Raw genomic sequence first — 13,562 nt, 5'->3', positions numbered from 1 at the left:
TCGCTTGTCGTTTGGCGAGCGCAATGTGCGACCGGGCGAAGGCTCCGGTCAACCGCGGCGGGGGATGCAGCCTTGCATCCGCCCGTGCCGCGATTGCATGCCTACTGCGCCATATGCGCGGTCAGCGGATGGCTGCCGGCATTGCTGAAGAAGGCGGCTTCTTCGGCGGTCGCCTCCAGCAACTGCTCGTCCTGATTATAGACGTCGTTGCGGAACTGGATGGTCTGGTCCTTGGTCATCCACGCCGTCAGGTAGATCCAGGCCACGGGCACCTTCCTGGCCATGGCGACCTCCTGATGCTGCCCGGTCGCGATCTCGGTGTCGATCGCGGCACGGCTCCACTTCGGCTGGTCCTTGAGCAGCCAGGCGGCGAGATCGCGCACATTGTCGACGCGGGAGCAGCCGTGGGAATCGAAGCGGTAATCGTCGCTGAACAGATTACGCTGGTTGGTGTCGTGCATGTAGACCGAATAGGAGTTCGGCATGTCGATCTTCACCGAGCCGAGCGCGTTGAACGTGCCGTTCTGCTGGCGCACGGTGAAGTTCGGCGTATGCGTACCCGACCAGTCGACCGAATGCGGGTCGATCGGATTGTCGTGCCCGTCGAGCACCTCCATGTGCATGCGCGACAGATAGGTCGGGTCCTTGCGCATATGCGCGGAGATCTCGGTCTTGGCGATGGAGGAGGGCACGGTCCAGGTCGGGTTCAGCACCACGGCGGTGATCTGGGCCGTCAGCGTCGGCGAAGGTTTTTCGGTCTTGCCGACGATGACGCGATAGCGCCGCACCACGACGTCGTTCTCGACCGCCTCGGCAAAGGCGGCGGGGATGTTGACCACGACATAGCGCGGGCCGAAGCTGAAATTGGTGTTCTCGAGCCGCTCGAGCGACGCCTCGAGTTGCTTGATGCGCTTTTGCACGGTGACGTTCATCGCCGCGAGCGTGCGCGGCGTCATCGTGCCCGTCGGCGCAAGGCCGTGGCGGGCCTGGAAGCGCTTCACACCGTCGGCGAGATCCTGGTCGAAAGCGCCGCTCGCCTTCTCCGCGGCGAGATCGCCCGAGAGGATCAGCCGCTTGCGCAGGAGGTCGTCGTTGGCGCCTTGTACGCCGAGCGCGAACTTGGCGTCCGCGGGAATCGTCGGCCAGCCGCCGCGCACCGCGAGATCGGAATAGCTCAGCGCCGCATCCTTGATCCGTTGGGCGCTGCCCTCGTCATAGGTCGGCTCATGCGTCAGCGCGAGCGCTGCGGCCGAGCGGCTCTCGGCGGTCGAAGCCGGTGCCGCAGTGGCGGCTTTGGGGGCCGCGGCGTGAGCCGGGTTGGCGGCTGCGGGCACCGTGCCGGACGGGACGGCGGGCTTGGACCCGGCCTGGCCCGTGGTCTCGGTCTGCGCGAGCGCGGAGGCACTGGCGAGGAGGCCCATGGCAATGATCACGGCATGGCGTTTCGACATCTGTCTGGTTTTCCCCATGAGGCAATTCCCGGCCGCTTGCTGCGTGCGCCGATTCGCGAAATCGGCGGGAAGCTAGGGCATCAGGGTTGCGGTCCCATTAAGCGCATCGAGGCCTCCGCGGTCCACGCGGCGGCTCTCGATTAGGTCGCAACAAGGTTGGGGCGGGTTCGCGTTACCGGCGACGAATGCCAAAAAAAGAGGGCGGCTAGGCCGCCCCAAAAACCGAAGGCCGCGCGCGTAGGGCGCGCTAGCCCTTATCCTGCAAGTCAGGTCTCATCCTGCCAATCGGGCCCCGCCCAATCCAGCCGCGCCCCCGCGACGCGGCGGATTGAACATTGGCCTGAAGGCCAGACCGTCGACCGGCTCAGCTCTCGTTGGCTGCGATCGATTCCATCAGCGAGACGAGCTGACGCTGCACCGTCTGATCCTTGATCTTGCTGTAGGCGCGCAGCAGGCGGAGGCTGAAAGCCGAGTCCAGGAACAGGAGGCTTTCGACTTCGCGGGCCTTGTTGTCGCCGTCATAGAAGAAGGTCACGGGCACATCGAGGGCGGAGGCGATCTGCTGCAGCCGAGCCGCGCCGACGCGATTGACGCCCTTCTCGTACTTCTGGACCTGCTGGAAGCTCACGCCGAGCTTTTCACCGAGCTCGGCCTGCGAGATCTTCATCTCGACGCGCCGCAAGCGAATCCGCTTGCCAAGCTCGATGTCCGGCTTGCCGGCACTGCGCTGCTTCATTCTCTTCGCCGCTGCTTTCATTTTATTTTTCACCTTTGTTCTTCGGTTGAAAATCCCCCGAAGAGCTGGGTCAGGGGTTCGCCCATATACGAGTCCTTGAATTCATGCGGGTGCACGAATTCTTCCTTAAACCACGGGAAGCGAGCTGGATTGAAAGCTTCGATCAGCCAGTCAATCATGTGCCGCACGCGGGGAATCCGGCCGCTACCAGGGTGGTAGGACAACCAGATATCCAGCGGTCGGTTCAACTCGACCTCCAGTGGAATCAACTTCCCGCCCAGCGCAATGGCATAGCTCGGGAATACGCCGATGCCGGCGCCATTCGCGACGGCCCAGTAGTTGGCGCTTGAGACGTTGGTCTTCATGACCAGAAGGTCACGTTCCGGAATGCCCGGGAAGAAGCTCTCAAAGGTTTCCTTGGCGGCGAGCTGGTCGGCGAATTGCAGCACCAGGCGGTGCTTGATCAATTCGAGGGCCGAGCGCGGCGTGCCGTATTTCTCGAGGTATTTTTCCGAAGCCCAGAACATCAGATGCATGCGGCCGAGCCGCACCAGCTTGACGTCGAGTGCCGACGGCCGCGACAGATGGATGGCCACGTCGGCCTCGTGGCGGGAGACGTCGGCCGAGCGCATCGCGCAATGCAGATCGACGATGATCTTCGGATAGGCCTGCTGGAATTCGACCAGCCGCGGGGCGAGCCAGAACGTGCCCAGTCCCTCGGTGACGGCGACGCGGACCTCGCCGGTGAGGGCGTTGGCGGTCGAGTCGCTGGTACGCAGCACGTCGAAGGCGGCCGCCTCCATGCGCTCCACGGCGGAAACCACCAGCGCACCTTCGTCGGTGAGATGGGTGCCGTGGACGTCGCGGGTGAACAGGGTGGTGCCGGTCTGGCGCTCGAAATCATCGATCCGGCGGCGGACGGCGTTGATCGACAAAGACAACCGTTCGGCCGCCGAGCGGAAACTGCCGCATCGAACGACTTCCAGGAAAATGCGGGCCGCATCCCAATCGGAGAGGCCGCTGATATTTGTCTTTAGGCGTTCCTCCAGTGGAACGCCCCTTTCCGCCAAGGAGTGCATACAAGTCCTTTCGGGTCGCTAAACTGGCAGAATCTAGCGCAAACCACAACCACGACGGGTTGGGGATTGGTGAGTTTTGAACGCCATACTTACCGCGCCCGAGGTGGTATTTTAGTGTGCTTAGGTCTGGGAATCGGGCAAATTGTTGCCCGGAAGAGGGGTTAGTCGTGCGTTCCGTTGCGAGCCTTACCGTGGCTGCGGGATTGCCGGGTCCATGTGGACCGGAGGGTAGCGTGCGAAATGCCGCGTGCGCTCGCGGGATGGATCGATCGCGCAGGCCCAAACGTTTCAGCTTTGATCGCTCCGACCTGCGTCGCCTGGCGATGCCGTCTGGAACAGTGGTTTCGGCGCAGAAACACATTGAAATCATCTTCGAGGGCGCGGACTCCCCATGTTATCCTCGGCTCGCTTTGGGGGCGAAGGGGATCGTTTCAAGCACGTCTCGTAGCCCGAACTAACGGAAAGAACGCCGTGTCGCATTCAGACGAACAGTTGCAGTCGGTGCTCGAGACGCTCGAGGAGTGCCGCAAGGTTCTCAATGAGAGCAACAGCCGTGAGTCGGCTGAGCTGCTCTCGATCGTCATCCTCGATGTCAGGATGAAGCTCAAAGGAATTGACAGTGCCGACCTCAAGGCGCTGTGCGACGAAATGCTGCGGAGCGCTGCCAGCGAACCGCTGCCCCCCTCCAAGCAGACGCAGGACCAGCCCCGGCGTCCGCTGCTCCGCGTGGTGAAGTAGCCGCGCCGCCGAATCTCGCTTTTTGGCGAGGTTTGTGCGCGTCCCGATGCCGCATCTGTGATCGCAGACGGCATCGGGAGGAGCCCTGGTTTGATCGCGCCTCTGTTGCGCATTCCCCGGCATCGGCTACACCAGAGCCGGTTCGGCTCCGGTTGTGTGCGCATTTCCCGCGCGCTGCCCGAGGGCCCGGGATGGCTCCGACTGCATCATGCAAAATGTTTCGATTACGGCCGCGCTGATTGCCGGCCTTGTCAGTTTCCTCTCGCCTTGCGTCCTGCCTCTGGTTCCGCCCTATCTGATCTATCTCACCGGCGCCACGATCGAGCATGTCGAGAGCGGCGAGCCTGACAGGGCCTCCAAGCGCGCGATCATGATGGCGGCGCTGCTGTTCGTGCTCGGCTTCTCCACGGTGTTCGTGGCGCTCGGTGCCAGTGCCTCGCTGATCGGTGGGCTGATCCGCGCCTGGTCGGCGGAGCTGTCGATCCTGGCCGGCATCGTCATCATCATCATGGGCCTGCATTTCCTCGGGCTGACGCGGATCGGCCTGTTGATGCGCGAGGGGCGCCTGACCGCGCCCAGGCCTGTCGGCCTCTGGGGCGCTTATGTGATGGGGCTCGCCTTCGCGTTCGGCTGGACGCCCTGTATCGGCCCGATCCTCGCCGCGATCCTCTCGATTGCCGCGGCCGAGGCGACCGTGACGAAGGGCGCAGGGCTGCTGGCGGTCTACTCGGCCGGTCTCGGCATTCCCTTCCTGATCGCGGCGCTGATGATCGAGCAGTTCTCGAAACTGTTCGCGCGCATGAAGGGCCAGCTCGTCAATGTCGAGCGTGCCATGGGCGTGTTGATGGTCATCACCGGAATCGGCTTCCTCACCGGCGCGGTCTCCAATGTGAGCATCTGGTTGCTGGAGACATTTCCGGCGCTGCAGACGATCGGGTAGCGCCGAGGGCTACGCGATCTTTCTTGTCACGTCCGACGGCCGTTCCGCGAACGGATCCTGATAGAGCCAGGCGAGGTTCTCGCAGAAGCGCTCAAGGCTGGTCTCGCGCATGAGCTGATTGCGCAGCAGCGCATGGACGCCCGAGGGATGATAGACGTGGTCGCCGAGCTCGCGCGCCCCAAGCTGGACGCGTGCGGTGCGCAGCAGTCGCGCATTCCTGTATCGCTCGAGCGCGTGGGCGGGGTCGCCTTCGGCGGCATCGAGTTCGTCGGCGAGAGCGACGGCATCCTCCAGCGCCATGCAGGCGCCTTGCGCGAAATATTGCAGCATCGGATGCGCGGCGTCGCCGAGCAGCACGACGCGCCGGTCGATCCAGCGATCGGTCGGATCGCGATCGCAGGTCACCCAGGCCTTCCAGTCCTTGCCGTGATGGATAATCGCCTTGGCGCGGGGATGCACGTCGCGAAAACCTTCGAGCACCTCGTCATGGGTCACGGGTCTGGCCGCGAACGCCTCCGCCGGATCGTTGTGGCAGGTGATTGCAAGATTAAATACCTTCCAGCCTGACAGCGGGTAGTGCACGAGGTGGCATTTGGCGCCGGCCCACAGCGTCGCGGCGTTCCAGCGCAGGTCCTCCGGCATCTCTTCGGTCGGGATCACCGAGCGATAAGTGGTGTGGCCGGCGATCCGCGGCGCGCCGTCGCCGACCATCTGCTGGCGAATGCGGGAACGCAGCCCGTCGGCGCCGATCAGCAGGCATCCCGAGATGCGCTCACCGGACTTGAGCAGGGCCGTGGCGCGTGTGCCAATCTGCTCGTAGCCGACCACATCGCAGTCGGTTCGCAGTGTGATGTTCGCATCCGCCTCGCAGGCACGGACGAAGATGCCGTGCAAATCGCCGCGGTGGACCACGGCATAGGGATTGCCGAAGCGCCGGCGAAAATAGCTGGTCAGATCGATATTGGTGATCTCCTCCGCCGAGATCGCGTCCATCAGGCGGAGCTGATCGATGAAAACGGCAATCGCGCGCGCGGCATCACCGAGCGCAAGACGATCGAAGGCGTGAAATGCATTGGGACCGAGCTGAATGCCGGCGCCGATCTCCTGATAGCGCGATGCGCGCTCGAGGACCGTGACCGGGAAACCCTTTTGCGCCAGCGCGATTGCGGCTGCAAGTCCGCCGATGCCGCCGCCCGCGATGATGATGGGATCCTGTCGCATGTCCTCTCCTGTTTCTCTATTTCCTTGATGTCTTTCCGCGCGGCAGGTTCACCTTGCCGCGTGTCTCGGCGCGCTCGTCTTTCGACTTGGCCGGCGGCGCGACGCTGATCAAACCGGCTTCGACTTCCTGCTCGAGCCGATCGATGTTGTGATAGAGATCGACCAGCACGCGCTTGAGCTCGGCCGCCTCCTTGGCGGACATGCTGCCGGTGACGACCTCTTCATAATAGGCGGCGAGCGGCATCAGCCGTCCGGCGAGCTCTGCGCCCTTGGGCGTCAATGCGACTTGAAGGCTGCGCTGGTCATTCTCCGGTCGGTCGCGCGTCAACAGGCCCGTGCGGCTCATCTCCGCGACGATGCGCGACAGCGTGGATACGTCGGCCGACGTGAGCTCGGCGATCTCGCCGAGGCGCAACGGATGGCCCTGCTCCGACAGCGCGGCCAGCACACGGTACATCGGCAGCGTCAACTTCTCGTGACGTATCACACGCGTGAACAGATCGCCCATGCGGACGCCCAGCCGGGCGAGCAGATAGGGAAGCGAATTCGAAAATCGATACATGAGTTTAGGTCCGGGCTTGGGTCCTGGCAGGAGAGCTCCGCCCGGATTAAGCGCCAACCTTCGCATGTGCAATATTTGCATTTCAATCATTTGCAAATGCAACTTTCTCATTGACAAGTATTTGGATCAGGTGCTTTGCATTGTCAACGCCGAAAGCAAGCCGAAGGAACGACGTCATGCAGGGCAAGATCGCGCTCGAAGAGCATTTCGCGATGGAGGACACCGTCCAGGACAGCGCGGGCTTCGCGCCGGCCCAGGACTGGATCGAGCTCAAGGCGCGGCTGCTCGACATCCACGAGCGGCGTCTCGCCGAGATGGACGCTCACGGCATCGAGCTGATGCTGCTGTCGCTGAACGCACCGGCCGTGCAGGCGATTCCGGACCGCAATCGTGCTCTGGACCTGTCGCGCCGAGCCAACGACTTTCTCGCCGAGCAAGTCGCAAGGCGGCCGGACCGCTTTCAGGGACTTGCGGCGCTTCCGATGCAGGATCCGGAAGGCGCCGCGCGCGAGCTCGACCGCTGCGTCAGCACGCTCGGCTTTCGTGGCGCGCTGGTCAACGGCTTCAGCGAGCTCGCGGGCACCGATCACGCGATCTATTACGATCGCAAGGAGTTCTGGCCGTTCTGGGCGGAAGCCGAGCGCCTCGGCGTTCCCTTTTATCTGCACCCGCGCAACCCCCTGGCGAAGGACGCGGCGATCTACGAGGGACATCGCTGGCTGTTGGGGCCGACCTGGGCGTTCGGTCAGGAAACCGCGGTGCATGCCTTGCGCCTGATGGGCTCCGGCCTGTTCGACGCCTATCCGAACCTGCAGATCATCCTCGGTCACATGGGCGAGGGGCTGCCTTACTCGATGTGGCGGGTCGACAATCACAACAAGTGGATGCGGACCCAGAACGCCTATCCGGCGCAGCGCAAGATCGCCGACTATTTCCGGGAGAATTTCTACATCACCACGTCGGGCAATTTCCGCACCCAGGCGCTGATCGACGCCATGCTCGAGATCGGTGCCGACCGCATCCTGTTCTCCGCCGACTGGCCGTTCGAGAACATCGACGACGCCGCCGACTGGTTCGACACCGCGACGATCTCCGAAGGAGATCGCATCAAGATCGGCCGCGACAACGCCCGCGCCTTGTTCGGGCTCGGCGAGACGACAATTCAATCTGCCGCAGAGCAGAAGACATCATCAGTTTCAATGGAGGCAACCCGTGAGCATCTCGTCCGAAATCGACGTGCATGAGGAGCTGTCCGGCGCCGCGATCGGTCCATTCCACAAGCTGCTCGGAATCCTGATCACGCTCATCACGTTGTTCGATGGCTATGACACCTTCAATCCGGCCTATGTCATCCACTATGTCATGCAGCCCTGGGGGCTCGCGCCAAGTCAGGCGGGGCTGCTGGTGAGCTCGGGTCTGTTCGGCTTCCTGTTCGGTGCAATCGGCCACGGCAGCATCGCCGATCGCTTCGGCCGGCGCGGCACGCTGCTGGCGGGCCTGTGGATCGTCAACGTCTTCACATTGCTGACCGCGATGCTGGCCAGCGATTTCTGGAGCTATTGCGCCTTGCGCTTTGCCACGGGGCTCGGTCTCGGCGTGCTGCTGCCGCTCGGGACGACCTTCATCAACGAGCTCGCGCCGAAGCGCGTCAGCAACACGTTCTCGCTGTGGGGCGTGACGCTGGGCTGGTCGCTCGGCGGCGTCGCGGCCGGTCTCGTCGGTGTGTTCCTGACGCCGCAACATGGCTGGCAGATTCTCTATTATGTCGGTGCGCTGTCGATCCCGTTGACTTTCGTGGCCCACGCCATTCTGCCCGAGAGCCCGCGCTTCCTGGCTTCGCGCGCGCGTGTCCCGGAGCTGCGTGCCTTGCTTGCGCGACTGCGACCGGAGCGGGCGGCGATCTATCGGGACGCGACGTTCGCAGCCGTCGACAGCGAGGTTTCCGGGAGCACGATCCGTGCGTTGCTGGGCCCGCGCTATCGCCGCGTCTCCCTGACCATCTGGTTCACGGCGTTCCTTACGCTGTTTGCGATCTTCGGCCTCACCGGCTGGATTCCGACCGTCATGCTGAAACGCGGCGAGACTTTTGCGGCTTCCTTCGGCTTCGGCGCGCTGATGCAGGCGATGTCCTTCATCGGCGGTCTTACGCTTGCGATGCTGGCCGACCGCAATTTTGCGCTGACGCCCCGCTACCTCGCGACCTGGTGGATCACCGGTGGCATTGCCGTGCTGGCGCTCGTCTTCGTCAGCGGTCACGGCGTCAATCTCGCCATCGTCGCGATTGCCGGCTTCTGCATCATCGGCGCGCAGCATGTGCTGAACAATTTCACCGCGGGTTCCTACGAGACCTGCTTCCGCGCCAGCGGCGTCGGGATGGAGTTGGGCATCGGCCGCGTGGGCGCGATCCTCGGGCCTTATGTGATCGGCCTGCTGCAGCAGGTCACCGGCGGCCCGGATGCGGTGTTCTGGGCGATCGGCGGCGCGTCGATCGTCGGTGCGCTGGCGATCGGATCGCTCAGCATCGCCGCGGCCAACCGCCTGCCGCGCGCGGATGTTGCGCCGGCGGAATGACAAGATATTCACCACAGGAGACAGGACATGCCGACTTCGACCCGTTCCGCTGATACCGCAGGCCCGCTCGAGAGCTGGGTGCTTCTGTTCGCACGCGTCGCGATCGCGCCACTGTTTCTCTATAGCGGCGTCGGAAAGGTGATGGCATTCACCGCGACGGCGAGCCGGCTGCCTGGTGGCGCCGACGGCTTCGGTGCGTTGCTCGCCGCGGGTGCACTGACGGTTGAACTCGGAGGCGGCGCGGCATTGCTGCTCGGCCTGTTCGCGCGGCCTGCCGCGGCGATCCTGATCCCGTTCACCATCGCAGCCACGCTGATGTTCCACAATTTCTGGGCCGCGCCGGAAGCTCAGGTCGTGATGCAGACCATCAACTTCCTGAAGAATCTCGGCCTGCTCGGGGCTCTCGCGATGATCGCGACTTACGGACCGGGGGCCTATAGCGCGCAGGCCGCCATGAAGTCCGGACCCAATGGTGTTCCCGGACTGTCGTGATCTCCACTGGACATTAAGTCGACGAGCCGACCGCGAAGCGCGCCAGCGCCTCGCGGTCGATCTCGATGCCGAGCCCAGGGCCCTCAGGCACGCGAACGACGCCGTTTGCGTGTTCGATCGGCTCTTTCAAGATCGCCTGCCGGATTGGATGCTCGGTGCGGTCGAATTCCAGCAGCGGCTCGAGCGGCGCCAGCGATGTCGGCGTGTGCGACGGCAACACGGCGAGGAGCTGCAGCGAGGCCGCGATCGCAATCCCGGTGCCCCAGACATGTGGATTGTAGCGGATGCCGAACGCCTCGCTCATGTCGGCGATCTTCTTGCATTCGGTGAGGCCGCCGGCCGCGCAGGTGTCAGGCTGGGCGATGTCGAGCGCGTGCGAAGCAAACAGGTCGCGGAAGCCGAAGCGCGTGAATTCGCACTCGCCGCCGGCGATCGGAATTGTCAGCGCGGATTTCACGGCGCGATAGCCCGCGACATCCTCCGGCGGTACCGGCTCCTCGAACCATCCGATGTCGTGGGGTTCGATCAGACGGCCGAGCCGGATCGCGGCGACCGCGTCATAGGCGTGGTTGGCGTCGACCATCAGCGCGACATCGTCGCCGATTGCCTCGCGCACGGCGCGCGTCACGGCGGCGTCCTCGGTGATGCCGAAGCCGACCTTCAGCTTCACGGCGCGGAAGCCTTCCGCGGCATAACCGGCCGCTTCATCCGGCAGATATTTGAGCGGATCGCCCGATCTTCGCCGGTAGAGCCCGGTCGCATAGGCCTGCACTTCCTTGCGCGCGGCGCCGCCGAGCAGTTGATGTGCGGGCACGCCGAAATGCTTGCCCTTGATGTCCCACAGCGCGATGTCGATGCCGCTCAGGCCCTGGATCACGACGCCCTTCTGGCCGTGATCGCGCAGGCGGGCATAGATCTTCTGCCACAGCACGTCGGTGCGCAGGGGATCTTCGCCGACCAGCCAAGGCGCCACGCTGTTGACCACGGCCGCCGTCATCCGTGCCGGCCCGTAGCACTCGCCCCAGCCGGTCAGGCCGGCGTCTGTCTCGATCTCGACCAGCATCGCGGTGCGGCTGTCGTACCAGGCACGCGAATAAGCGAAGGGCTGCGAGAGCTTTGCCTCGAGGATGTGCGTGCGAATTTTTGTGATCTTCATCGCCGATGTCCCCCGTTCAGCGCTCCTCATCCAGCGCGCATGTCACCGTGCAGACCACGCCGCGCGGCAGAAAGTCGACCGTTGCCTCGCCGCCGAGTTGATCCCGCGCGCTGCGCTCGATCAGGCGCGAGCCGAAACCGCGCTGCACCGGCGCCGTGACCGGTGGGCCACCGATCTCGGTCCAGATCAGTCGAAGCCGCGGCTTCGGCGCGTCGGCAATGATTTCCCAGTCCAGTGTGACCCGGCCGGTTTCGTTGGACAGCGCGCCGTATTTCGCGGCGTTGGTCGCGATCTCGTGCACGATCATCGAGAGCACGACCGCAAGCCGCGGCGACAAGGGGACCGCAGGTCCCGCCATCCGGATGCGGTCGGGATTGGCCAGCAGGAATGGCCGCAGCGCGCGGGCGATCACGTCCCTCAGCTCCGAGCCTGCCCACTTTTCCTGGCTGAGGAGATTGTGCGCTTCTGCGAGCGCGCCGAGCCGGCCCTCGAACTTGGTCCGCTCGTCGCGGCTGGCGCTGCGAAACGTCTGCACCGCGATGGCCTGCATCAGCGCCAGCGTGTTCTTGACGCGGTGATTGAGCTCTTCGATCAGCAGATTGTGTAGCATGTCGCCGCGCGCGATCGTGGTCGCCATCCTCACTGCAAAGGTGAGGCCGACCAGCAGCAGCACGCCGCCGATCAGGCTGGTGATCGCGATGTTGCGCCAGAGCGGCGCGATCAGCGAGCTCTCGGTGACACCGGCCGCGACGGTCCAGCCGGTCAACCGCGAGCGCGTATAGGCCGAGGCGAGGGCGACGCCATCGAGCGACACGCTCGACAGAGCCGCCTCGGGTGAGCGGAACATCGCCTCGTACAGCGACGGCGAGGCCTGCTTGCCGAAAGTTTCATTCGGGTTGGGAGTGCGGGCGAAAACGACGCCCTTGCTGTCCAGCAGCGACACGGTCCATTGGTCGTCGGGACGCTGCCGCTCGACCAGATGCTGGAAGATGTCGATCGGCGGGCTGAAGGACAGCGTGTAGACGACCTCGCCGTCGCGCAGCACCGGGACTTCGACCGTGACGATCGGCCGCTTCTTGGACGAGCCGGTGAACAGATCGGAAAATTGCGGCGTCTTGCTCGCGAACACCCGTTCGACGATGTCGCGGTTGTTGCGCGGCGGCAGGCTCGCCGTGTCGGTCGTCAGCGTCGAGAACAGCTGCTGCCCGGACTTGTCGGCCAGCAGCAGGACGCTGTCCTCGCCATACTGGTTGATGAACCCGACTGCGGAGCGGCGGAAACTCTCGAAGTCGCCCCTGCGCAAGGACTCGCTGAGCGCGAGCACCTGCAGGCCGCCCGTCATCCGCTGCACCTCGGAATCGAGCACGAGGCGCATGCTTCGCACCGTCTCGAGCACGCGGCGTGTCGCGTCGCTGCGGTCCTGGCGATAGTTGGAATAAGCGAGGCCGACGGCGAAAACGATCAACGGCAACATCGTTCCCGTGACCAGGAGAGCGAGCCGGACCGGCAGGGTGAGCTTTGACAACGCGGGCGTCCCGGTTCCGGCGCTCTGGCGCCGGATTTATGATTTTGTCGAACCATACGGGCAGGACCCGCGCCGCGCCATGGTTTTCGCATCCGGCGGTGCCGACCTGGGGCATGGGATTTTGCAGCGCAGCCGTCAACGCGTCAGCTCATGCTGATGGCCGTAAGCAGCAGGCATACGGCGTAGACGGCCGCCAGGCTGAGGCCGGCGATCCGGGCTTCTCGATGCGATGTCATGTGATCAACTCCGAGAGGGCGACCGCTGTCGAGGCGGCCGCCCATCCGTTACGTCTCAGTCGATTTCCTGCACGACCGTCCGTGTGCCGGGATCCACCAGCATCACGCGTTCGCCGGAGTAGACGTAGCGATATTGCGTAAGCGAGGGCCCCCAATCGGCCGGGACCGTCTCGAGCTCGACATCACCTGGAACCGTCGCGCCGACGATGATCTTCTCCTTCGTCGTCACCGGCCGCAGGTGATGCTCGGTGACGTAGGACTTGATCCGCGTCCGGTATTGCGGCTCGATTTGAATCGCCGCGGCGTGACCGGTTCCGGTCGTGGTCACCACGGTGGATTGCGCGAACGCGCCGGTCGAGATCATCAGCGCCGCAGCAGATAGCAGGAACAGCTTCTTCATTTTGTCTTCCTCCTCGAGATAAGCGCGGCGTCAACCTCTTACGTCGGACAGCGTTCCTGCTGCTTAGGAACAAATTGCCAGTTGTTCCCGTTCGTGTTTCGACCGGGCGCGGAAGCCCGGCAATCGGAGGAGGAGAGAATGAAGCTGAGGATCGCAACCGCAGCATTGATGATTGCTGCGTTTTCCCTGCCGGCGTTCGCTGCCGACGAGTTTTACGTCGTGCAGGACGTCAAGACCAAGAAGTGCACCGTCGTCGACAAGAAGCCGATGGACACGTCGATGACCGTCGTCAGTCCCTCGGGCACGATCTATAAATCGCGCACCGAGGCCGAGAGCGGCATGAAGACCGTCAAGGTCTGCTCGTCAAACTGAGGAGGACGACAAATGCCGGTTCTGATCTTGTGGGCCGTGCCGGCTGTGCTGGTTGTCGGCGGCGGCATCTATCTGATCGGCCA

14 protein-coding genes are annotated in these 13,562 nt (G+C 64.1%); 6 read left to right on the top strand and 8 right to left on the bottom strand.

The window, feature by feature from the left end; all coding sequences use genetic code 11:
• Window positions 1-101: 101 nt before the first annotated feature.
• The 3 genes from QA645_RS31155 to QA645_RS31145 form a co-directional block, all read right to left on the bottom strand.
• On the bottom strand, window positions 102-1,451 hold the full coding sequence (locus tag QA645_RS31155) for a L,D-transpeptidase family protein (RefSeq protein ID WP_283045128.1): 1,350 nt from the start codon (window positions 1,449-1,451) through the stop codon (window positions 102-104).
• A 364-nt stretch (window positions 1,452-1,815) separates the two neighbouring features.
• On the bottom strand, window positions 1,816-2,187 hold the full coding sequence (locus QA645_RS31150; protein WP_020608151.1) for a helix-turn-helix transcriptional regulator: 372 nt from the start codon (window positions 2,185-2,187) through the stop codon (window positions 1,816-1,818).
• A gap of 29 nt (window positions 2,188-2,216) precedes the next feature.
• Window positions 2,217-3,266 (bottom strand): LysR family transcriptional regulator, encoded by a 1,050-nt coding sequence (locus QA645_RS31145; protein WP_254129895.1) that lies wholly within the window; start codon window positions 3,264-3,266, stop codon window positions 2,217-2,219.
• Window positions 3,267-3,737: 471 nt separating this feature from the next.
• Here QA645_RS31145 and QA645_RS31140 point away from each other — a divergent pair, with 471 nt between their 5' ends.
• Both QA645_RS31140 and QA645_RS31135 read left to right on the top strand, forming a co-directional pair.
• Window positions 3,738-4,004: a hypothetical protein gene (locus QA645_RS31140; protein WP_027528892.1), complete on the top strand. Its 267-nt coding sequence runs from the start codon at window positions 3,738-3,740 to the stop codon at window positions 4,002-4,004.
• A gap of 208 nt (window positions 4,005-4,212) precedes the next feature.
• Window positions 4,213-4,944, top strand: coding sequence for a cytochrome c biogenesis protein CcdA (locus tag QA645_RS31135; protein WP_254129897.1), 732 nt, complete (start codon window positions 4,213-4,215; stop codon window positions 4,942-4,944).
• Window positions 4,945-4,953: 9 nt separating this feature from the next.
• Here QA645_RS31135 and QA645_RS31130 read toward each other — a convergent pair whose 3' ends face one another.
• Together QA645_RS31130 and QA645_RS31125 are read right to left on the bottom strand one after the other, a co-directional pair.
• Window positions 4,954-6,165 carry a 3-hydroxybenzoate 6-monooxygenase gene (locus QA645_RS31130; RefSeq protein WP_283045127.1) on the bottom strand — a complete coding sequence of 404 codons (1,212 nt, stop codon included), beginning with the start codon at window positions 6,163-6,165 and terminating at the stop codon, window positions 4,954-4,956.
• A gap of 16 nt (window positions 6,166-6,181) precedes the next feature.
• On the bottom strand, window positions 6,182-6,727 hold the full coding sequence (locus QA645_RS31125; RefSeq protein WP_283045126.1) for a MarR family transcriptional regulator: 546 nt from the start codon (window positions 6,725-6,727) through the stop codon (window positions 6,182-6,184).
• 176 nt (window positions 6,728-6,903) lie between these two features.
• Between QA645_RS31125 and QA645_RS31120 the strand changes: the two genes are divergently transcribed.
• From QA645_RS31120 to QA645_RS31110, 3 genes are read left to right on the top strand one after another with little or no spacing between them, the layout of a single operon-like run.
• Window positions 6,904-7,971: an amidohydrolase family protein gene (locus QA645_RS31120; RefSeq protein ID WP_283045125.1), complete on the top strand. Its 1,068-nt coding sequence runs from the start codon at window positions 6,904-6,906 to the stop codon at window positions 7,969-7,971.
• Window positions 7,940-9,298: an MFS transporter gene (locus tag QA645_RS31115; protein WP_283045124.1), complete on the top strand. Its 1,359-nt coding sequence runs from the start codon at window positions 7,940-7,942 to the stop codon at window positions 9,296-9,298. Before QA645_RS31120 ends, QA645_RS31115 begins: the two co-directional genes overlap by 32 nt.
• Window positions 9,299-9,325: 27 nt before the next feature.
• Window positions 9,326-9,790 (top strand): DoxX family protein, encoded by a 465-nt coding sequence (locus QA645_RS31110; RefSeq protein WP_283045123.1) that lies wholly within the window; start codon window positions 9,326-9,328, stop codon window positions 9,788-9,790.
• A gap of 13 nt (window positions 9,791-9,803) precedes the next feature.
• Here QA645_RS31110 and QA645_RS31105 read toward each other — a convergent pair whose 3' ends face one another.
• The 3 genes from QA645_RS31105 to QA645_RS31095 form a co-directional block, all read right to left on the bottom strand.
• Window positions 9,804-10,946 carry a mandelate racemase/muconate lactonizing enzyme family protein gene (locus QA645_RS31105; RefSeq protein WP_283045122.1) on the bottom strand — a complete coding sequence of 381 codons (1,143 nt, stop codon included), beginning with the start codon at window positions 10,944-10,946 and terminating at the stop codon, window positions 9,804-9,806.
• Window positions 10,947-10,962: 16 nt separating this feature from the next.
• Window positions 10,963-12,420 (bottom strand): sensor histidine kinase, encoded by a 1,458-nt coding sequence (locus tag QA645_RS31100; RefSeq protein WP_283053430.1) that lies wholly within the window; start codon window positions 12,418-12,420, stop codon window positions 10,963-10,965.
• 342 nt (window positions 12,421-12,762) lie between these two features.
• Complete coding sequence (locus QA645_RS31095) at window positions 12,763-13,107, bottom strand: DUF1236 domain-containing protein (RefSeq protein ID WP_283045121.1); 345 nt, start codon at window positions 13,105-13,107, stop codon at window positions 12,763-12,765.
• A gap of 138 nt (window positions 13,108-13,245) precedes the next feature.
• On the opposite strand from QA645_RS31095, the gene QA645_RS31090 reads away from it, so the two are divergent.
• Window positions 13,246-13,479, top strand: a complete 234-nt coding sequence (locus QA645_RS31090) for a hypothetical protein (protein WP_283045120.1) — start codon at window positions 13,246-13,248, stop codon at window positions 13,477-13,479.
• The last annotated feature ends 83 nt before the right edge of the window (window positions 13,480-13,562 follow it).

This window comes from Bradyrhizobium sp. CIAT3101, from assembly GCF_029714945.1.
Classification (GTDB): Bacteria; Pseudomonadota; Alphaproteobacteria; order Rhizobiales; family Xanthobacteraceae; genus Bradyrhizobium.
This window is presented reverse-complemented; position numbering and strand designations above follow the sequence as displayed.